Raw genomic sequence first — 18438 nt, forward strand, 5'->3', positions numbered from 1 at the left:
CGATGGTACTGCAGGGGGGACCCTGTGGGAGAGTAGGACGCCGCCGAACAATTTTTGGGAAAACCCCCGCATCTTCGGATGCGGGGGTTTTCTGCATTTAGGGTCGAGCCATGCGCTATGACCTCGTGATCTTCGACAACGACGGTGTCCTCGTCGACAGTGAGCCCATTTCCAACCGGCACCTGGCCGCCTATCTGACCGAGCTCGGGCACCCGACGTCCTACGAGGAGTCCCTGCGCGACTACATGGGCGCCGCCATGCACCGCGTACACGACCTCGTGGCGGAGCGGACCGGGCAGCGGCTGCCGGTGGACTTCGACGACGTGTTCCACGCTCGGGTCTTCGCGGCCTTCGAGCGGGACTTGAAGCCGGTGGCCGGCGTCGAGGAGGTCCTGCAGAAGCTCGCCGCCGACTCCGTGCCGTACTGCGTGGCGTCGTCCGGGAGTCATGAGCGGATCCGGGTGGGGCATCGGGCGACCGGGCTCGACCGGTGGTTCGACGACCGGCGGATCTTCAGCTCGCAGGATGTGGGGAGGGGGAAGCCGGCTCCCGATCTGTTCCTGTACGCGGCCGAGCGGTTGGGGGTCGCGCCGGAGCGGTGTGTCGTCGTCGAGGACAGTCCGCTGGGGGTGCGGGCGGCGGTCGCGGCGGGGATGGACGTGTACGGGTTCACCGCCATGACGCCGGCGGAGCGGCTGGCCGGGGCCGGGCGGCTCTTCTCCGACATGGCGGAACTGCCCGGCCTGCTCATGTGAGTACGTAGAAGCTGAACCAAATTCATCTTTGGCTGGATCTACCCATGGGTAGGTCTGGGCTCTACGCTCGCCGCCATGACTGATGTACTGCGGCGCGGCAGAGCGTCGTTGGCGTTCGGCTTCCTGGTCCAGGGAGTCGCCTTCGCTCTGCTCGTGACGCGGATTCCCGCCATCCAGGACCGGTACGGGGTCTCCGACGCGCTGCTGCCGGCCTTCCTGGCCGCTGTGCCGATCCTCGCCGGGGTCGGGAGTGTGACCACCGAGCGGCTGGTGAAGCGGGTGCGGCCGAGCCGGCTGCTGCGGTGGTCGCAGCCCGTGGTGCTGCTGGCGCTGCTCGGGGTCGGGGCCGGGGAGCGGATGGTGGAACTGGCCATCGCGCTCGCGGCGTTCGGGGTCGCCGTCGGGGTGCTGGACGCGTCGATGAACATGCTCGGAGTGAGCCTGCAGCGGGCATACGGGCGCAGCATCATGCTCAGCTTCCACGCGGCCTACAGCCTGGGCGGGATCGTCGGGGCCTCACTGGCGTGGGTGGGGGCGCACTGGGAGCTGGCGCTGTGGGTGTCGTACCTGCCGGTCGTGGCGGTACTGCTGCCGGCGGTGCTGGTGGGCAGCCGGTGGTACGCCGACGACGGGGATGCGGCGCCGGTGGTGGAGAAGAAGGCGGGCGAGGGCCAGGCCGTCGCCTTCAAGTTGCTGCTGCCGTTGTGCCTGGTGATGACGGTCGCCTACATCGGGGACTCGACGGTCTCCAACTGGAGCGCGAAGTACCTGCAGGACGTGCTCGGGTCTTCGGAGCAGATGGCGACGGTGCCGTACAACGTGTACATGGTCACCACGCTGCTGGGGCGGACGATCGGGGACTTCGGGGTGCGCCGGTTCGGGGCGGTCGCGGTCGTGCGGGGCGGGGCGCTGGTGGCGGCGGGTGGGTTCGCCGTGGTGGCGGCGGCGCCCGGGGCGTGGGTCGGGATGCTGGGGTTCACGCTGCTGGGGCTCGGGCTGTGTGTGCTGGTGCCGCAGACGTTCGCGGCGGCCGGGAGGCTGTTCCCCGGGGCTTCGGACGCCGCCGTGGCGCGGCTGAATGTCTTCAACTATGTGGGCTTTTTGATCGGTTCGCCCTTGGTCGGGGCGCTCGGGGACACGTGGAGCTATCGCGGGGCCATGCTCGTGCCGATGGTGTTGGTGCTGGTGACGCTGGTGTACGCCCGGTCGTTCGCGGCTCAACCGGACCGATACGGTGGCGGGCATGAGCGGCCGCGCACAGCTGATGTGGGACGAGGCAGTAACGGGCTATGACTTCGGTCCGGGGCATCCGATGGACCCCGTCCGGCTCGCCCTGACCCGGAGGCTGGTCGACGCCTTCGGACTGGACCGGGAGATGGACGTGGTCGCCGCGAAGGCGGCCGGGGAGTCGACGCTGCGGCTCGTCCACCGGGAGGACTACATCGAGGCGGTCAAGGCCGCGTCGGCGGATCCGGGGGCGGCGGACCAGTCGTACGGGCTGGGAACGATGGACGATCCGGCGTTCGCCGGGATGCACGAGGCGTCGTCGTTGATCGCTGGGCAGTCGGTGGGCGCGGCGGAGGCGGTGTGGCGGGGTGAGGCGCTGCACGCGGTGAACTTCGCGGGCGGGCTGCACCACGCGATGCCGGGCGGCGCGTCCGGGTTCTGCATCTACAACGACGCCTCGCTCGCCATCGCCCGGCTGCTGGAGCTCGGGGCCGAGCGGGTCGCGTACATCGACGTCGACGTGCATCACGGGGACGGGGTGCAGGCGGCGTTCTGGGAGGACCCGCGGGTGCTGACGATCTCGCTGCACGAGCATCCACGGACGTTGTTCCCGCAGACCGGGTGGCCGGAGGAGACCGGGGCGGACTCGGCGGAGGGCTCGGCGGTGAACGTGGCGCTGCCGGCCGGGACCGGGGACGCCGGGTGGCTGCGGGCGTTCCACGCGGTCGTGCCGGAGCTGATCGCGGACTTCCGGCCGCAGGTGCTGGTGACGCAGCACGGGGCCGACACGCACTTCGAGGATCCGCTGGCGCACCTGGCGGTGTCGCTGGACGCGCAGCGGTCGGTGCAGCTGGCCTGTCACGACCTGGCGCACGAGTACGCCGACGGGCGGTGGGTGGCCCTGGGCGGGGGCGGCTACGCCGTGGTGGAGGTCGTACCGCGGTCGTGGACGCATCTGGTCGCGATCGCGGCCGGGCGGGCCGTGGAGCCCGAGGCGGTGATCCCCGAGGCGTGGCGGCAGGAAGTGTTCGCCAGGACCCGGCAGTTGGCTCCGGCGCGGATGACGGACGGGCGCTGGCCGGTGGCCTTCCCCGGCTGGGAGGAGGGCTACGACCCCGCGGACCGGCTGGACCAGGCGGTGCTGGCGGCTCGGCGGGCGGTGTTCCCGCTGCGGGGGCTGCTGGCGTGACGCGGGCCTGCCTGAGGCCTGCCTGAGGCCTGAGTGAGGCCTGCGTCTGCCGTGGGCGGGAACCTGTCTTGAGTACGACGCCTGTCTTGAGCGCGCCGCCGGGCCTCGGCGCGAGGCCCGCTCTCGGCGCGAGACGTCTGCCCGCCTCGGCGCGAGACGCCTGCCCGCCTCGGCGCGAGACGCCTGCCCGCCCCCTGCCCGACGCCCGCCGTAGGCCGACTGTGCGGTGTTCGCCCGTTCCCGGGACAGGTGGGACCCCCGTCGCGCACGATTTCCTCGTGCTGACCCCCGAAGCCCTGCGTGCGCACCTGGTGGGCGCACGGCTCGCCGGGACCGTGGCGACCTCCCGGGAGGAGAGCCTGCGGAGCTACCGGCTCTTCGCCGCCCGGGACCCCCGGGTGCTGCTCGGCATCGATCCCGAAGGTGCCTGGAACCAGCGGGAATTGCTCGAGCTGATGGCCGACCGGTGCGGGGTCTCGGCCGATGCCCGGCGGACCTCTGGACAGGACGTGATCGACCCGCGGCGGACCGTGGCCGCGCTCGACGCCTTCGCGGACCGTCTCGGCGCTGCCGCCCGGCGGGGTGCTCCCGTGCTCCTCGGCACCGGGCACCCGCACCGGCTGCTCGGTTTCTACGCCGCTCTGGCAGACGCGCTGTCGGCGGCGGGGTGTACCGTCCTCACCCCCGCGCAGGGTCGCTGTGTCGACATAACGACCCGGTTCGGTCTACGCACGTACAACCTCGAGTACGTACGAGGAGTCGCGCTGGTGCGGTCCCCCGGTACGGAACGCCCCGGTTGTGAGCCCGGCGCACATACGCACTCACCTCTCCCTGTTCGTACCGTGCTGGCCGCCGCCGCGGAGGCCGGTGGGCCCCTTCCCGAGCTGGTGATCGGGGACCACGGGTGGGTCTGCGGAGCAGGTCAGCTGGGGTTCGAGGCCATCGGGCCGGCGGATACGGACGACCCGGCGCTGTTCGTGGGGGAGGCCGAGGGGGCCGTGTCCGTCGCCGTTCCACTTGATGACGGTGTGCGGTCCGATTACTACCTGCCGCTTACCCGCTACGTACTCAATCGGGCGTGTCTGTCACAGTAGGCCGCCGATGGGTGCACCTCTTCCCCACTCGCATCACCCGCCCCTACATTGGGGAGTGAGCACGCAGCGACGAAGCGTCACCGGAAGGGGAAGCCGGTGGCCGTCGAGTGCGGAAGGTTCAGGTGTGTCATGGCTGCAGCTGGCGAGAGGCCTCTGAACGAGGTTCAGTTCCTTACCGTGGCGGAAGTCGCCTCGGTGATGCGAGTGTCGAAGATGACCGTGTACCGGCTGGTGCACAGCGGTCATCTGCCCGCGATCCGTGTGGGGCGGTCCTTCCGCGTCCCGGAGCAAGCGGTTCACGAGTACCTCCGCGAGAGTTATGTGGGGGTGGAAACCGCCTGACGGCTGGGGCGGGGTGATCCCTCACAGGGCACTCGGGATCACCCTGGCCCCCTCGATTACGACCTCAGCGCTCGGGCGGGTAGGCTGGCCCCTCGTAGGTCGTGTGGGCCCCGGCGCCCAGCACCGAGTGATGAGAAGTGAGCGAGGGTAGTCGTGGGCTCTGTTATCAAGAAGCGGCGCAAGCGGATGGCGAAGAAGAAGCACCGCAAGCTGCTCAAGCGCACGCGCGTTCAGCGTCGCAACAAGAAGTAGGTTCGCGACGCGGACGCCGCGAGAGCGTTGCTGTGGCCCTCCACTCACGGGTGGGGGGCCACACGCGTATCCGCTCCCGCGTCCGGCCGGCTTCGGTCACTTCGCGCTTCGGGCGGTCGTCACAGCGCGACGGCAACCCGCTAAGTTGGCCCCACGGGGGAACGCGGCGGGGAACGAGGTTCGGGAAGGAAGGCGCTGATCTTGGGCAAGGTCGTGCTCGTGACCGGAGTGGCCCGTCAGCTGGGTGGCCGGTTCGTCCGGCGGATCCAGCGAGACCCCGAGGTGGACCGGGTCGTCGCCGTGGACGCGGTGCCGCCCGAGCACCATCTGGGCGGTGCGGACTTCGTCCAGGCCGACATCAGGCAGCCCACGATCGCGCGGGTGCTCGCCGAGACCGGCGCCGACACGATCGTCCACCTGGACGTGACGGGCACGCCGCTGGGCAGCGGCAACCGGGCCTCCCTGAAGGAGACCAACGTCATCGGCACCATGCAGTTGCTCGGGGCCTGCCAGAAGTCCCCGACCGTGCAGCGGCTGGTCGTGAAGTCCAGCACCAACGTCTACGGCTCCGCGCCCCGTGACCCGGCCGTCTTCACCGAGACGACCCCGCCCAAGTCCCTGCCCAGCGGCGGATTCGCCAAGGACACCGTCGAGGTCGAGGGCTATGTCCGCGGCTTCGCGCGCCGCCGGCCCGACGTGGCCGTGTGCGTGCTGCGGTTCGCCAACATCCTGGGCCCGACGGCGGAGACCCCGCTCGCCTCGTACTTCTCGCTGCCGGTGCTGCCGACCGTGTTCGGCTACGACCCACGGTTGCAGTTCGTGCACGAGGACGACGTGATCGAGGTGCTGCGGATCGGCTCGCACGAACCCCGGCGGGGCACGCTGAACAGCGGCACCTTCAACATCGCCGGCGACGGCGTGCTGCTGCTCTCCCAGTGCTCCCGGCGCCTCGGTCGCCCCACCGTGCCGCTGCTGCTCCCGGCCGTCACCTGGGCCGGATCGCTGGTGCGTACGCTGGGCATGACGGACTTCTCGCCCGAGCAGATCCGGCTGCTCACCCACGGCAGGGTCGTGGCGACGGGCCAGATGCGCGAGACGCTGGGATTCCAGCCCAAGTACACGACCGCGGAGACGTTCGCGGACTTCGCCCGCAGCCAAGGGCCCGGGCTTCTTCCGCCGGAGGCCCTCGCGGGGGCCGTCGACCGGATCGCCGCGCTGCCCCTCGCGGGTGGCGGCCACCCCCCGACGCAGAGCGCCAACTGAGGAGCGCATCAACGATGGCGGATGCCAAGGTCATTCCGTTCGACGACGACCGGTCCCGGGGGAGCGCGGCGCAGCGTCCCCAGCGGCGGCGGAGCACGGGAAACCGGCGCCCGGGCACGGAGTCCGCGCCGGTCGGCGAGGTGCAGCCCCTGCCCACCAGGGGCGTTCCGCAGGATGATGTTCCTGTGACTTCCGAGGAGCGGCCGCCGCAGCGGCCCCAGGACGGCCAGGACGGCCAGAACGGTCTGGAGCGGCGGATCGCGGGCGGCCTGGCCTTCCTGCGCCGCCGTCTCACCGGTGACTACGACGTCGACGACTTCGGTTACGACGAGGAGCTCACCGACCAGGTCCTGATGTCCCTGCTGCGCCCGCTGTACGAGAAGTACTTCCGGGTCGAGGTGAAGGGCATCGAGAACATCCCGTCCGAGGGCGGCGCCCTGATCGTCGCCAACCACTCCGGGACGCTGCCGATGGACGGCCTGATGATGCAGGTCGCCGTGCACGACAACCATCCGGCGGAGCGGCATCTGCGGCTGCTCGCCGCCGACCTGGTGTTCATGCTGCCGGTGGTCAACGAACTGGCCCGCAAGCTCGGCCACACCCTGGCGTGTGCCGAGGACGCGTCCCGGCTGCTGGAGCAGGGCGAACTGGTCGGGGTGATGCCGGAGGGCTTTAAGGGCCTCGGCAAGCCCTTCGCGGACCGCTACAAGCTGCAGCGCTTCGGCCGCGGCGGTTTCGTCTCCACGGCCCTGCGCGCCGGGACGCCGATCATCCCCTGCTCGATCGTCGGGGCCGAGGAGATCTACCCGATGATCGGCAACGCCAAGACGGTCGCCCGGCTGCTGGGCTTCCCCTACTTCCCGCTCACGCCCACCTTCCCCTGGCTCGGGCCGCTCGGCGCGGTTCCGTTGCCGACCAAGTGGACGATCCAGTTCGGCGAGCCCATCCCCACGGACGGCTATCCGCCGGAGGCGGCCGAGGACCCCATGCTGATGTTCAACCTGACCGACCAGGTCAGGGAGCAGATCCAGCACACCCTGTACAAGCTGCTGGTGCAGCGGCGGTCGGTCTTCTTCTGATTCCCGTCCCGCGTGCGTACGACAGTGGGGGCACCCTTTCGGGGTGCCCCCACTGTCGTACCGCCGTCCGCCTAGTCGGCGTCCTCGCTGTCGATACCCAGCCCGGGCAGCAGGCCCGGCAGGAGCGGCGGGAGCGTCACATCCGGCTCGGGGGTGGGTGTGGTGCCGTCCGCCGACGGGGAGGGGCTGGCCTCGCTGTCCTTCGGCGGGTCGAGGAGTCCGCCGGTGTTGCCGCCGAGCAGGCCGTCGCTCTCGCTGCCGGAGCCGGCCGAGCGGCTGGGGCTGCCGCTGCCGGTGCTGCCCTCGTCGCCGCGTCTGTCGCCGCTGTCGCTGGGGCGGGTCGAGCGGTCGGTGGCGGAGGAGCCGCCGGGAGCCGACTCGGAGGCGTCCTGCCGGTTGCCGTCGCCACCGACCCTGGCCGGGGGCTCGGGCAGCAGGGAACGCAGCGGGGCGACGTCCTCCTCTATGGCGTCGAACACCGACGACACCTGCTCGCTGACGTCCCCGAGCTGGACGGGGAGCCTTTCGCGCAGTTCGCCCCAGGCCGCGCGGTGGGAGCGGGAGAACGCGGACAGGGCCTGGATGGGGCCCAGCGAGTCCGGGTCGCGCTCGTACGCCTCGCTTAGCAGCCGGTGGCCCTCGGACGCGTCGTGCCGCATGCCGGACAGGGCGCGGCGGATCTCGCCGAGGGACTCGTGGTCCAGGGGGCCGCTGCGGCCGCGCTCCATCAGGCGGCGGGCTTCGCTGAGGCGCGTGGAGGCGTGGTCGAGGTAGACCCGGCCGCGCTCGTCGGCCCCGTCGGCGAGGCCGAGTTTGACGTCCTCGATGCCGCGCTTGAGGCCGTAGAGCGAGTCGCCGGGCAGGGCTTCCGAGCTGGCGGCGGAGACCCCGCCGAAGGCGCTCGCGGCCACGCCCACGCTGAGTCCGCCCGCGGTGAGGCCCTTGGCCAGGCGGGATCGCGGCCGGAACTTCTTCAGCGAGCTCGCGCGGTGGGCGCCGCGGGCCCGGGGGGAGCGCTGCTCGGGGACCGCACGGTCCGTCGCCCCGCCTCCGGCGGTGCCCTCCTGGAGCATGGCCTCGAACGCGGCCACCAGCTGGGCCCGCTGGACGACCTTGACCTCCGGGTCGAGCTCCGGTTTGGGCAGCGCGCCGAGCCCGGAGGCGAGCACCAGCAGGCGCGCTCCCTCGGTCGGTTCCGCGGCCGGCGGGGCCGGCGGCGAACCTTCGGACTGCTCGGCCGCCGTGCCCTGCTCGGACTGCTCCTCCAAGGCCTGGGCGAAGGCGTTCGCCCGCCGGTGCGCCGATACGTTCGCGATCACTGGCGGCACCTCCTCTCGTCATGACGGTCGACTCCCCAGGGGGTCCTGAGGGTTCCACACCCTGACTACAAGCACACGATCGAGTGATCGAAGTCGGCCAGGGGGTGACCACAGGGAGCCTGCATCCCGCACAACGAGCGGCGCGGCACTTGGGTTACGGACGCCGGATGATCGGATGCCGAAGTCAACGGACTTTCACGGAAAGTGAGTTGAGTGTCGCCGAGTGTGCGGGGAGTCAGCGGGCGTCTTCCGGGAGGAGCCGGGCGAGGGTGCGGACGGCCCGGTACTGGAGGGTCTTGATGGCGCCCTCGTTCTTGCCCATCACCCGGGCGGTCTCGGCGACGGAGAGGCCCTGGAGGAAGCGGAGCGTCACGCACTCCTGCTGCTGAGGGTTGAGCCGCCGTACGGCGTCGAGCAGGGCGGCGTTGGAGAGGGACTCCAGGACGGAGTCCTCGGGGGAGCGCTCGACCTCGTTGGCGTCGAGCATCTCGCCGGTGGTGACCTCGAGGCGGAAGCGGCTGGACTTGAAGTGGTCCGCGACGAGGTTGCGGGCGATGGTCACGAGCCAGGCGCCGAAGTCGCGGCCCTGCCAGGTGAAGGTGCCGATGCGGCGCAGGGCACGCAGAAAGGTCTCGCTGGTGAGGTCCTCGGCGGTCGCCTTTCCTCCGACCCGGTAGTAGATGTACCGGTAGACGGTGTCGCTGTACTGGTCATAGAGGCGGCCGAAGGCGTCGGCCTCGCCGGCCTGGGCGCGCTCCACGAGGTCCATCATCCGGGCGCTGTCGCTGTCCGCCGCGGGCCGGCGGGCGGTGGCCGCCCCGGACGGGCGGCCTCGTCTGCCGACCGCGGCGCTGCCGTCGGCCAGCGCGTAGCACGGGCCGACGGGCGCGGCGGCGGCGAAGGCGGGGACGGCGTACGCGGTGGGGACGAAGCCGCGCAACAGGTCGAGGACCGTTGCGCGCAGCGTAGCCAGGCCCGAGGCGTCAACCCCGACGTGTGGGTACACGGGACTCCCAGAGGCAGAGCTTCCATCACGTGCAGTACGGGACCTTTCACCCGTCGTAGCGACGGAGGGGTACCGGATTGCGTCTGAGGAGAATAACGCTTCGTACAGGCACTGCTACACCGAGTTGCTCAAATCATCGATTACGTCGCTTCCGTAACCGATTGACGCCGGATCAAGTGCCGGAACGTGCACGGTTGTTGATCGGAAAGGTTCGCTTCGGGGTGGGGTCCGGGGCGTGTTGTGGCCGTGTCCAGCCAAGAGGACTGGATACGGGGTTGTGGGGGTACGCCAGTTGGATTTACGGGGTTTGTCATCCCGTAAACATCGGTGTCCCGGTTTGATCGGGTCGTCGGCGCCGCCGCACCGCCGCCCGCCGCCCGCCGCCCGCCGCCGCTGACGCCGGCGTCAGCGGCGGCGGCGGTGCAGGGCGATGGCGGCGGCCGTGCCTCCGGCCACCGCGCCGACACCCGCCGCGGCCGGGATGCCGACCTTGGCCGCCTTGCGGCCGGTGCGGTAGTCGCGCAGGCGCCAGTCCAGCCGGCGGGCGTGCTTGCGCAGCTTGGAGTCCGGGTTGATGGCGTAGGGGTGGCCGACCAGGGACAGCATCGGGATGTCGTTGTGCGAGTCGCTGTAGGCGGCGCAGCGGCCGAGGTCCAGACCCTCGGCGGCGGCCAGGGCGCGGACCGCCTCGGCCTTCGCGGGGCCGTGCAGCGGCTCGCCGACGAGTTTGCCGGTGTAGACGCCGTCGACGGACTCGGCGACCGTGCCGAGGGCGCCGGTCAGGCCGAGGCGGCGGGCGATGACCTGGGCGATCTCCACGGGGGCGGCCGTCACCAGCCACACCCTCTGGCCGGCGTCCAGGTGGGCCTGGGCGAGGGCGCGGGTGCCGGGCCAGATGCGCTCCGCCATGTACTCGTCGTAGATCTCCTCGCCGATCGACTGGAGTTCGGCGACGCGGTGGCCCTGGACGATGGACAGGGCCGAGTCGCGGGCCTCCTGCATGTGTTCGGGGTCCTCGACCCCGGCCAGCCGGAACCAGGCCTGCTGCCAGGCGAACCTCGCGAGTTCGCGTGTCTCGAAGAACTTCCGCTTGTACAGGCCGCGCCCGAAGTGGAAGAGGGCGGCGCCCTGCATGACGGTGTTGTCCAGGTCGAAGAAGGCAGCGGCCTGGTCGTCGCCGTGCACCGGGAACTGCGGTTCCTCGGTCGTGCCGGCGGCTTCCTGCGAGGACTTGCGGGCTGCCTCCGCCGAGGCCTCGCCTGCCAATACGCTCCGCGCCGTGGCGGAGCGCCTACGGGGAGTGAGCCATCCTAGAGCGGCCATGGCGTGAGCATAGCCAGTCTGTTCGGGGGTTCCGGAGCGGAGAGGTTCGGAGCCTGTGAACTCTCGGCGAGCGTGTCGTTAAAGATGCCGGCCGGGACGGACGCGGTCGACGCGTCCCCTGGCGCTTCCGTGGGGGTTCCCCTCGTTCACGAGCGCGCGACAATGGCCGACATGAGCCCTCTCTTCCGTCGCAGGCCCCCTCGGGACCGGCTCGTCACGCTGATCCGCAAACCCGGCTGTCATCTGTGTGATGACGCACAGGTCGTTGTGGAGAAAGTGTGCGGCGATCTGGGAGTCCCCTGGGAGCAGAAGGACATCACCGAGGACCGGGAACTGCACGACCAGTACTGGGAGCAGATCCCGGTCGTGCTGGTCGACGGCAGGCAGCACACGTTCTGGCGCGTGAACGAGGACCGCCTGCGCAAGGCCCTGACCGACTGATCCCGGCCGCCGAGACGACTGACCGACCAGTCCAAAGCGGCCGCCGGGTCGCTTAGGATCGACGGTGACTGGTCTCGGGGGCGGGATGCACAGAGGAGAGGGTGCGGTTTTGCCCCCAGAAGGCAAGGAACGGCGGCGCCTGTGCGCCGGTTCCCCGGGCGTGCGCCGGGGGCGCGTGAGCCCGGTCACGTTGGGCGGGCAAATCGGACACCATCTTTGTGCACGCGTTCACAAAGACATAGCCTGCTTTCGACGGGGCGGTCATGTAGGGACGTATGACCGCCTACAGCCCCGCTCTACCCGCAGGAGCACCGTGGCAACTGGCCGAACTCACCGACCGGCGACCCGCAGCCGAGGGATTCCCGAGGCCACCGTCGCCCGGCTTCCGCTGTACCTCCGCGCTCTGACCGCGTTGTCGGAGCGTTCGGTTCCCACGGTCTCCTCCGAAGAGCTCGCGGCCGCCGCGGGGGTCAACTCCGCGAAGCTGCGCAAGGACTTCTCGTACCTCGGCTCCTACGGGACCAGGGGTGTCGGCTACGACGTCGAGTATCTCGTCTACCAGATCTCCCGCGAACTGGGGCTCACCCAGGACTGGCCGGTCGTCATCGTCGGTATCGGCAACCTCGGCGCCGCCCTCGCCAACTACGGCGGGTTCGCCTCCCGCGGCTTCCGGGTCGCCGCGCTGATCGACGCCGACCCGGCCATGGCGGGCAAGCCCGTCGCCGGCATTCCCGTGCAGCACTCCGACGACCTGGAGAAGATCATCCAGGACAACGGCGTGTCCATCGGCGTCATCGCCACCCCCGCCGGTGCCGCCCAGGCGGTCTGTGACCGGCTCGTGGCCGCCGGTGTCACCTCCATCCTGAACTTCGCGCCGACCGTGCTGTCCGTCCCCGACGGCGTCGACGTGCGCAAGGTCGACCTCTCCATCGAGCTGCAGATCCTCGCCTTCCACGAGCAGCGCAAGGCCGGCGAGGGGGCCGCCGCCTCCGACGGCGTCCCGGCCACCGCCGCCCGCAGCGACTCCGCCGACCAGGGGCCCGACGGGGACATGCCCGCCGTGATGCCGGCATGAGCCTCCTCGTCGTCGGACTCAGCCACCGCAGCGCCCCGGTCAGCGTCCTGGAGCGGGCCTCGCTCACCGCGGACGCGCAGGTCAAGCTGGCCCAGGACACAGTCGCCGCCGAACCGGCGACCGAGGCGGCGGTGCTCGCCACCTGCAACCGCATCGAGCTCTACGCCGACGTGGACAAGTTCCACGCCGGTGTCGCCGAGCTGTCCACGCTGCTCGCCCAGCACAGCGGGGTGGGCCTCGAGGAGCTCACTCCCTATCTCTACGTGCATTACGAGGACCGGGCCGTCCACCACCTGTTCTCGGTGGCGTGCGGGCTGGACTCGATGGTCGTCGGCGAGGGCCAGATCCTCGGCCAGATGAAGGACTCCCTGGCCCGGGCGCAGGAGCTGAACTCCGCGGGCCGCCTCCTGAACGACCTGTTCCAGCAGGCCCTGCGGGTCGGCAAGCGCGCGCACTCCGAGACCGGCATCGACCGCGCCGGTCAGTCCCTGGTCACCTTCGGCCTGGAGCAGCTGGCGCGGGGCGGCGACGTACAGGAGTGGTCCCGGGGCAAGAAGGCCCTGGTCGTCGGGGCCGGGTCGATGTCCTCCCTGGCCGCGGCGACGCTCGCGCGGGCCGGGGTCGCCGAGATCGTGATCGCCAACCGCACCGTCGACCGCGCCGAGCGGCTGGCGCAGATCCTTTCCGAGGGCGACGACACCGATGTGCTGGCCCGCGCGGTACCGATGGACGCGGTGCCGGCCGAGCTGACACGTGCCGACGCCGTCGTCTCCTGCACCGGCGCGACGGGCCTGGTCCTGACGGCCGAGTCGGTCGCCACCGCGATCGAGGGCCGTACCGGACAGCGGGCCGCCGAAGTCGAGGACGACCGGCCCGCGGAGCCCCGCCAGGCCCCGCAGGCGCCCGCCTCTGCCGGCAGCGACGAGAACTGCCCGCTCGACCTGGCCGCCGTACAGCCCGGCTTTTCCGTCATGGGCGAGGCCGCCGTGGCCGGCATGGACGCCGCCACGCTGGAGCAGCACGCCGCCTGGGCCGCGGGCACCGGTGTCGACCGCAGGGACGCGGCCCGCCGCGGCCCCGGGGCCGATGCCGAGCTGATCGGCGCGCTCGCCGCGACCGCCGCCACCGTCGGGCGCATCCCCGAGCGGCGCCGGCCCGAGCCGGCCGAGGAGCCGCAGCGCCCCGACCCCGTGCTCTTCCTGCTGGACCTCGCGATGCCGCGGGACATCGACGCCGCCGCGCACCGGCTGGCCGGGGTACGGCTGGTGGACATCGAGTCGCTGGCGGACGCCTCCGCGGGCGCTCCGATGGCTGCCGATGTGGACCAGGTCAGGCGTATCGTCTCCGACGAGGTCGCCGCCTTCGGGGCGGCACAGCGGGCCGCGCACATCACACCGACCGTGGTCGCCCTGCGCACCATGGCCGCCGATGTCGTGGCCAGCGAGATCGCCCGGCTGGACGGGCGGCTGCCCGGCCTCGACGACAAACACCGAGCGGAGATCACCCAGACCGTCCGGCGCGTGGTGGACAAGCTGCTCCACGCGCCGACCGTACGGGTCAAGCAGCTCGCGGCCGAGCCCGGCGGCGCCGGGTACGCGGACGCGCTGCGGACCCTGTTCGACCTCGACCCCGAGACGGTGGCCGCCGTCTCCCGGGCCGAGGACAGCACCACCCAAGAGGACCGAGGCCCGGCATGACCGACAAGACGCTGAGGCTGGGTACCCGGCGCAGCAAACTCGCCATGGCCCAGTCGGGACAGGTGGCCGAGGCCGTGAGGCGGGTGACCGGACGGCCCGTCGAGCTCGTGGAGATCACGACGTACGGCGATGTCTCGCGTGAGGCGCTCGCCCAGATCGGCGGCACCGGCGTGTTCGTGACCGCCCTGCGCGAGGCGCTGCTCAAGGGCGAGGTCGACTTCGCGGTGCACTCCCTGAAGGACCTGCCGACCACGCAGCCCGACGAGCTGGTCGTGGCCGCCGTGCCCATGCGGGAGGACCCCCGGGACGTGATCGTCGCCCGGGACGCCCTGAAGTTCACCGACCTGCCCTCCGGCTCCCGCATCGGCACCGGTTCGCCGCGCCGCATGGCCCAGCTCAACGCGTACGCGCGCGGCCACGGCCTGGACATAGCTACGGTCCCGATCCGCGGCAACGTCGACACCCGGATCGGATACGTACGGTCCGGTGAGTTCGACGCCGTCGTGCTCGCCGCCGCCGGACTGAACCGGATCGGCCGGGGTGACGAAGTGACCGACTTCCTGTCGGTCGACACGGTTTTGCCCGCCCCCGGCCAGGGGGCACTGGCGATCGAGTGTGCCGCGGGCAACGCGGACCTCGTCGCCGCGCTCGCCGAACTCGACGACCCGTTCACGCGGATCGCCGTAACGGCCGAGCGGTCACTGCTCGCCGCCCTGGAAGCCGGTTGCAGCGCCCCCGTCGGGGCGTTGGCCGACCTTCCCCCACCCTCGGCTCCGCTCGAGCGGGGGGACCCCCAGGCCGGCGGGCAGACTGTCAAGGAAATGCGCCTGCGCGGCGTCGTCGGTACCACCGACGGCACGCGGACGGTGCAGTTGTCCACCACCGGTCCCGTGCCCGAGACGCACGACGGGGCAATGGCGCTCGGTCGCGAACTCGCGGCCGAGTTGCTCGCCCAGGGCGCGGCCGGTCTGATGGGGGAGCGAGCACATTGAGCCCCACCACCCTTTCCGCCGGTCCTGAACACGGGCACGTCACCTTCCTCGGTGCCGGACCCGGAGATCCGGGACTGCTGACTCTGCGCGCTGTCGAGGCGCTGGCGACCGCGGACGTCCTCGTCGCCGAGCACGAAGTGCTCGATGTCGTACGTCAGCACGCCAGGCAGGGCGTCTCCGAGGTGCATACCGACACGGATCCTTCCCAGGAGCCGGCGCCGGGCACAGGAGCGCCCCAGCTGACGGTAGTTGACGGCACGTCAACCGCCGTCGCCGCCCCCGCGGTGCGGGATGCCGCACATCTTGTCATGGAGGCCGCACGGGGCGGCAGGCGGGTCGTGCGTGCGGTGTCCGGGGACCCGGGCCTCGACACGTACGCCGCCGAGGAGATGCTGGCGTGCGCCGCCGCCGGGGTGCCTTTCGAGGTCGTCCCCGGCATCGCGAGCGCGGTCGGCGTGCCCGCGTACGCCGGTGTGCCGCTGCGGGACGCGCAGGGCGCGGACGTGCGGTTCGTGGACGCGCGGACGGCGTCGGACCGCTGCTGGACGGAGGTCGGGGCGTCGGACGGCACGGTCGTCGTGTCCACGACGCTGGACTCCGTCGCCGCGGCGGCCGGCGAGCTCGTCTCCGCCGGGCGCAAGCCGGACACCCCGATGACGGTCACCGTCGCCGGTACGACCACCCGGCAGCGCACCTGGACCGCCACGCTCGGCACGATCGCGCAGACGCTGAAGCAGGCCAAGGTGCTGCCCTCGCCCGACGGCGGCCGGCCGGTGATAGTCGTGGTCGGTGAGCGTTCCGCCGCCGCCCAGCGCGACCAGCTCGCGTGGTTCGAGTCCAAGCCGCTGTTCGGCTGGAAGGTGCTCGTGCCGCGCACGAAGGAGCAGGCGGCGTCGCTCTCCGACCAACTGCGCTCGTACGGTGCCGTGCCGCACGAGGTGCCGACCATCGCCGTCGAGCCGCCGCGCACGCCCCAGCAGATGGAGCGGGCGGTCAAGGGGCTGGTGACCGGCCGCTACGAGTGGATCGCCTTCACCTCGGTGAACGCGGTCAAGGCCGTCCGGGAGAAGTTCGAGGAGTACGGGCTCGACGCGCGTGCCTTCGCGGGCATCAAGGTCGCGGCCGTCGGCGAGCAGACCGCCAAGGCGCTGATCGCCTTCGGCGTGAAGCCGGACCTGGTGCCGAGCGGCGAGCAGTCGGCCGCCGGGCTGCTGGAGGACTGGCCGCCGTACGACCCGGTCTTCGACCCGATCGACCGGGTGTTCCTGCCGCGGGCCGACATCGCCACGGAGACGCTGGTCGCCGGGCTGATCGAGCTCGGCTGGGAGGTCGACGACGTCACGGCCTACCGGACCGTGCGGGCCTCGCCGCCGCCGGCGGAGACCCGGGAGGCGATCAAGGGCGGTGGCTTCGACGCCGTGCTGTTCACGTCGTCGTCGACCGTGCGGAACCTGGTCGGCATCGCGGGCAAGCCGCACAACGTGACGGTGATCGCGTGTATCGGCCCGGCCACGGCGAAGACCGCCGAGGAGCACGGACTCCGGGTGGACGTGATGGCTCCGGAGCCGTCCGTGCACAGGCTGGCCGAGGCGCTGGCCGACTTCGGCGCGAAGCGGAGAGCCGCCGCTGTGGAGGCCGGGGATCCGGTGACGCGGCCGAGTGAGCGGCGGCCGGGGGCTCGGCGGAGGCGTTCGACGACCTGAGATCCGGGCGAGTCCTGCCGGCTGCGGTCACGCGGGAGTCACCGCGTGGCCGTAGCGGAGCAGGTTCGCCGGGTCGTAGGTGGCCTTGTCGTGGCGTAGGCGGGTGTAGACCTCCGGGGTCCAGGCGCGGGCGATGTCGTGTTCGTCGCCCGGGGTGCCGTGGATGTTGACCAGGGTGCGGCCGGTGCCGTAGGGGGCCATGGCGGTGTGGAGGCGGCGCGTCGCCTGTTCGACCGCCTCGGCCACGGGTGGGGCGGGCATGATCCCGACCGACTCCATGAGGTACCGGGCGTCGCGGGCGCAGACGGCGTCCTCGACGGGGGCCGGGCGGGCCAGCGCGCCGCCCATGTGGCGCAGCGAGGCGACCAGCAGTGGGTGGTCGACGCCGGCCGAGGGACCGACCTGCTCCAGGAACGTGCCTACGGCGTCGGGAGGCAGGTCGCGCAGGAGCAGGCAGCACTCCCGTGCCGGGAGCGGGTCCTGGGGTTCCATGTGGATGCGGTCCAGGGCCGCGTGGTCCATCTCCTCGACCAGGTCGACGGCTACCGGGGCGGCTTCCCGGAGCGGGGCGATCAGTGCCTCGCCCTCGGCCGTGTCGCCCGGCCAGGCGATCGCGACCCGGGCCCAGAAGCCGCCGCGCAGGGGTTCCGGGATCTGGGGGATGGGCGGCAGGCGCAGGACCGAGAACATGCTGCACATCTCGTCCGGGACGGTGCGGGTCCAGTCCGTCCAGGCGTGCAGCAGGGCCTCCGTGTGTGCGGCGTGGCAGTAGATGCCGCCGCCGTAGAGGCGGGGGAGCGGGAGCAGTTCGGTGATCAGTGAGGTCACCACGCCCACGTTGCCCTTGCCGCCGCGCAGGGCCCAGAACAGTTCCGGCTCGTGCCAGGGGTCCGTCTCGCGCAGGAGGCCGTCCGGGGTGACGACCTGGAAGGAGCGGACCAGGTCGGCGCCGTAGCCGAAGGCGCGGCCGAGGACCGGCAGTCCGCCGCCGAGGACGTAGCCGATGACCCCCGCGTCCGTCGAGGTGCCGCAGAGACCGGCCAGGCCGTGGGGGGTGCCGGCCGCCATGACGTGGCTCCACTTCGCGCCCGCGGCGATCCTGGCGGTGCGGGTGGTGGGGTCCACCTCGACGTCCGTCATGCGGGTCGTGCTGATCAGAAGGCCCCGCTCGATGGGGAAGTTGGCGCCGTGGCCGGTGGCCTGGACGGCGACGGGGGCCTGCGTGGCGTTCGCCCAGCGCATGGCTGTGACGACGTCGTCGGGGCCGGTGGCTCCCACGACCACGTCCGGGGTGTGGAGGGCGGCCAGGTTGAAGCCGGTGACTTCGTCGGCGTAGGCGGGGTCGCCGGGCCGCAGGACGGGGCCGTTCATCTCGGAGAGGGCGAAGAGGTCGGGGGTGTGGTGGGGGGCGGTCATCGCGTCCTCCGTGGGGGCGGGTACGGAGGGACGGCGGCGGCGAGGGGAGGGGAGGGAGGGCCGTCGGGGTCCTTGTGCTGGTGCTTGTCCTTGCTCTTGTCCCTGTGCTTGTCCCTGTGCTTGTTCTTGTCGTTCGTCGTTCTTGTTCTTGTTCTTGTTCTCAGGATGAACCCGGGGGGTGGCGGGCGCATGGCGGGGTGGTGGGCGTGGCCAGGCGGGGGCGCTGTGCGCCGACAGTGCGTCGGTATCGGTGGGTTTCGGGCGG

At 71.6% G+C, this 18438-nt stretch carries 17 protein-coding genes; 13 read left to right on the forward strand and 4 right to left on the reverse strand.

All coding sequences use genetic code 11. The features are described from left to right. The first annotated feature begins 110 nt into the window (after window positions 1–110). From ACZ5TL_RS37200 to ACZ5TL_RS37235, 8 genes are all read left to right on the forward strand, one after another. Window positions 111–755: an HAD family hydrolase gene (locus tag ACZ5TL_RS37200; RefSeq protein ID WP_468595213.1), complete on the forward strand. Its 645-nt coding sequence runs from the start codon at window positions 111–113 to the stop codon at window positions 753–755. 75 nt (window positions 756–830) lie between these two features. Beyond that, window positions 831–2048, forward strand: a complete 1218-nt coding sequence (locus ACZ5TL_RS37205) for an MFS transporter (RefSeq protein ID WP_468595214.1) — start codon at window positions 831–833, stop codon at window positions 2046–2048. Next, window positions 1999–3171, forward strand: a complete 1173-nt coding sequence (locus ACZ5TL_RS37210; RefSeq protein WP_468595215.1) for an acetoin utilization protein AcuC — start codon at window positions 1999–2001, stop codon at window positions 3169–3171. Before ACZ5TL_RS37205 ends, ACZ5TL_RS37210 begins: the two co-directional genes overlap by 50 nt. 278 nt (window positions 3172–3449) lie before the next feature. Further along, window positions 3450–4265 (forward strand): phosphatase, encoded by an 816-nt coding sequence (locus ACZ5TL_RS37215; protein WP_468595216.1) that lies wholly within the window; start codon window positions 3450–3452, stop codon window positions 4263–4265. 129 nt (window positions 4266–4394) lie between these two features. Beyond that, entirely contained in the window at window positions 4395–4607 is a 213-nt protein-coding gene (locus ACZ5TL_RS37220; protein ID WP_004984898.1) for a helix-turn-helix domain-containing protein, read from the forward strand. 153 nt (window positions 4608–4760) lie between these two features. Next, window positions 4761–4859, forward strand: a complete 99-nt coding sequence (locus tag ACZ5TL_RS37225; RefSeq protein WP_003948845.1) for a 30S ribosomal protein bS22 — start codon at window positions 4761–4763, stop codon at window positions 4857–4859. 201 nt (window positions 4860–5060) lie between these two features. After that, window positions 5061–6122, forward strand: coding sequence for an NAD-dependent epimerase/dehydratase family protein (locus ACZ5TL_RS37230; RefSeq protein ID WP_468595217.1), 1062 nt, complete (start codon window positions 5061–5063; stop codon window positions 6120–6122). 14 nt (window positions 6123–6136) lie between these two features. Beyond that, a complete protein-coding gene (locus ACZ5TL_RS37235) occupies window positions 6137–7201 on the forward strand; it encodes a lysophospholipid acyltransferase family protein (protein WP_468595218.1) in 1065 nt (354 codons plus the stop codon). Between the two features lie 71 nt (window positions 7202–7272). On the opposite strand, the gene ACZ5TL_RS37240 is transcribed toward ACZ5TL_RS37235, so the two are convergent. The 3 genes from ACZ5TL_RS37240 to ACZ5TL_RS37250 form a co-directional block, all read right to left on the reverse strand. Further along, entirely contained in the window at window positions 7273–8520 is a 1248-nt protein-coding gene (locus ACZ5TL_RS37240; RefSeq protein WP_468595219.1) for a DUF5667 domain-containing protein, read from the reverse strand. A 235-nt stretch (window positions 8521–8755) separates the two neighbouring features. Beyond that, window positions 8756–9526 carry an ECF subfamily RNA polymerase sigma factor, BldN family gene (locus ACZ5TL_RS37245; protein ID WP_003992051.1) on the reverse strand — a complete coding sequence of 257 codons (771 nt, stop codon included), beginning with the start codon at window positions 9524–9526 and terminating at the stop codon, window positions 8756–8758. Between the two features lie 405 nt (window positions 9527–9931). Then, window positions 9932–10849 (reverse strand): HAD family hydrolase, encoded by a 918-nt coding sequence (locus ACZ5TL_RS37250; protein WP_468595220.1) that lies wholly within the window; start codon window positions 10847–10849, stop codon window positions 9932–9934. A 162-nt stretch (window positions 10850–11011) separates the two neighbouring features. On the opposite strand from ACZ5TL_RS37250, the gene ACZ5TL_RS37255 reads away from it, so the two are divergent. From ACZ5TL_RS37255 to ACZ5TL_RS37275, 5 genes are all read left to right on the forward strand, one after another. Then, window positions 11012–11290 carry a glutaredoxin family protein gene (locus ACZ5TL_RS37255; RefSeq protein ID WP_086603661.1) on the forward strand — a complete coding sequence of 93 codons (279 nt, stop codon included), beginning with the start codon at window positions 11012–11014 and terminating at the stop codon, window positions 11288–11290. A 313-nt stretch (window positions 11291–11603) separates the two neighbouring features. Next, entirely contained in the window at window positions 11604–12365 is a 762-nt protein-coding gene (locus ACZ5TL_RS37260; RefSeq protein ID WP_468595221.1) for a redox-sensing transcriptional repressor Rex, read from the forward strand. Continuing rightward, the gene (locus ACZ5TL_RS37265) at window positions 12362–14062 is read left to right on the forward strand and encodes a glutamyl-tRNA reductase (RefSeq protein ID WP_468595222.1); all 1701 of its coding nucleotides are present in this window, start codon (window positions 12362–12364) and stop codon (window positions 14060–14062) included. Before ACZ5TL_RS37260 ends, ACZ5TL_RS37265 begins: the two co-directional genes overlap by 4 nt. Next, a complete protein-coding gene (hemC, locus tag ACZ5TL_RS37270; RefSeq protein WP_468595223.1) occupies window positions 14059–15054 on the forward strand; it encodes a hydroxymethylbilane synthase in 996 nt (331 codons plus the stop codon). The genes ACZ5TL_RS37265 and hemC overlap by 4 nt, the downstream gene beginning before the upstream one ends. Continuing rightward, window positions 15051–16757, forward strand: coding sequence for a bifunctional uroporphyrinogen-III C-methyltransferase/uroporphyrinogen-III synthase (locus ACZ5TL_RS37275; RefSeq protein ID WP_468595224.1), 1707 nt, complete (start codon window positions 15051–15053; stop codon window positions 16755–16757). The genes hemC and ACZ5TL_RS37275 overlap by 4 nt, the downstream gene beginning before the upstream one ends. A 27-nt stretch (window positions 16758–16784) precedes the next feature. On the opposite strand, the gene ACZ5TL_RS37280 is transcribed toward ACZ5TL_RS37275, so the two are convergent. Further along, window positions 16785–18173, reverse strand: a complete 1389-nt coding sequence (locus tag ACZ5TL_RS37280; protein ID WP_468595225.1) for an FAD-binding oxidoreductase — start codon at window positions 18171–18173, stop codon at window positions 16785–16787. Window positions 18174–18438 lie beyond the last annotated feature (265 nt).

The sequence above is a fragment of the Streptomyces sp. NPDC033136 genome, from assembly GCF_055578235.1.

What these genes read in the sequence shown, in the direction of transcription:
- ACZ5TL_RS37200 (WP_468595213.1), top strand. Translation starts at nt 111, where the DNA reads ATGCGCTATGACCTCGTGATCTTCGACAACGACGGTGTCCTCGTCGAC.
- ACZ5TL_RS37205 (WP_468595214.1), top strand. Translation starts at nt 831, where the DNA reads ATGACTGATGTACTGCGGCGCGGCAGAGCGTCGTTGGCGTTCGGCTTC.
- ACZ5TL_RS37210 (WP_468595215.1), top strand. Translation starts at nt 1,999, where the DNA reads ATGAGCGGCCGCGCACAGCTGATGTGGGACGAGGCAGTAACGGGCTAT.
- ACZ5TL_RS37220 (WP_004984898.1), top strand. Translation starts at nt 4,395, where the DNA reads ATGGCTGCAGCTGGCGAGAGGCCTCTGAACGAGGTTCAGTTCCTTACC.
- ACZ5TL_RS37235 (WP_468595218.1), top strand. Translation starts at nt 6,137, where the DNA reads ATGGCGGATGCCAAGGTCATTCCGTTCGACGACGACCGGTCCCGGGGG.
- ACZ5TL_RS37250 (WP_468595220.1), bottom strand. Translation starts at nt 10,849, where the DNA reads ATGGCCGCTCTAGGATGGCTCACTCCCCGTAGGCGCTCCGCCACGGCG.
- ACZ5TL_RS37255 (WP_086603661.1), top strand. Translation starts at nt 11,012, where the DNA reads ATGGCCGACATGAGCCCTCTCTTCCGTCGCAGGCCCCCTCGGGACCGG.
- ACZ5TL_RS37265 (WP_468595222.1), top strand. Translation starts at nt 12,362, where the DNA reads ATGAGCCTCCTCGTCGTCGGACTCAGCCACCGCAGCGCCCCGGTCAGC.
- hemC (WP_468595223.1), top strand. Translation starts at nt 14,059, where the DNA reads ATGACCGACAAGACGCTGAGGCTGGGTACCCGGCGCAGCAAACTCGCC.
- ACZ5TL_RS37280 (WP_468595225.1), bottom strand. Translation starts at nt 18,173, where the DNA reads ATGACCGCCCCCCACCACACCCCCGACCTCTTCGCCCTCTCCGAGATG.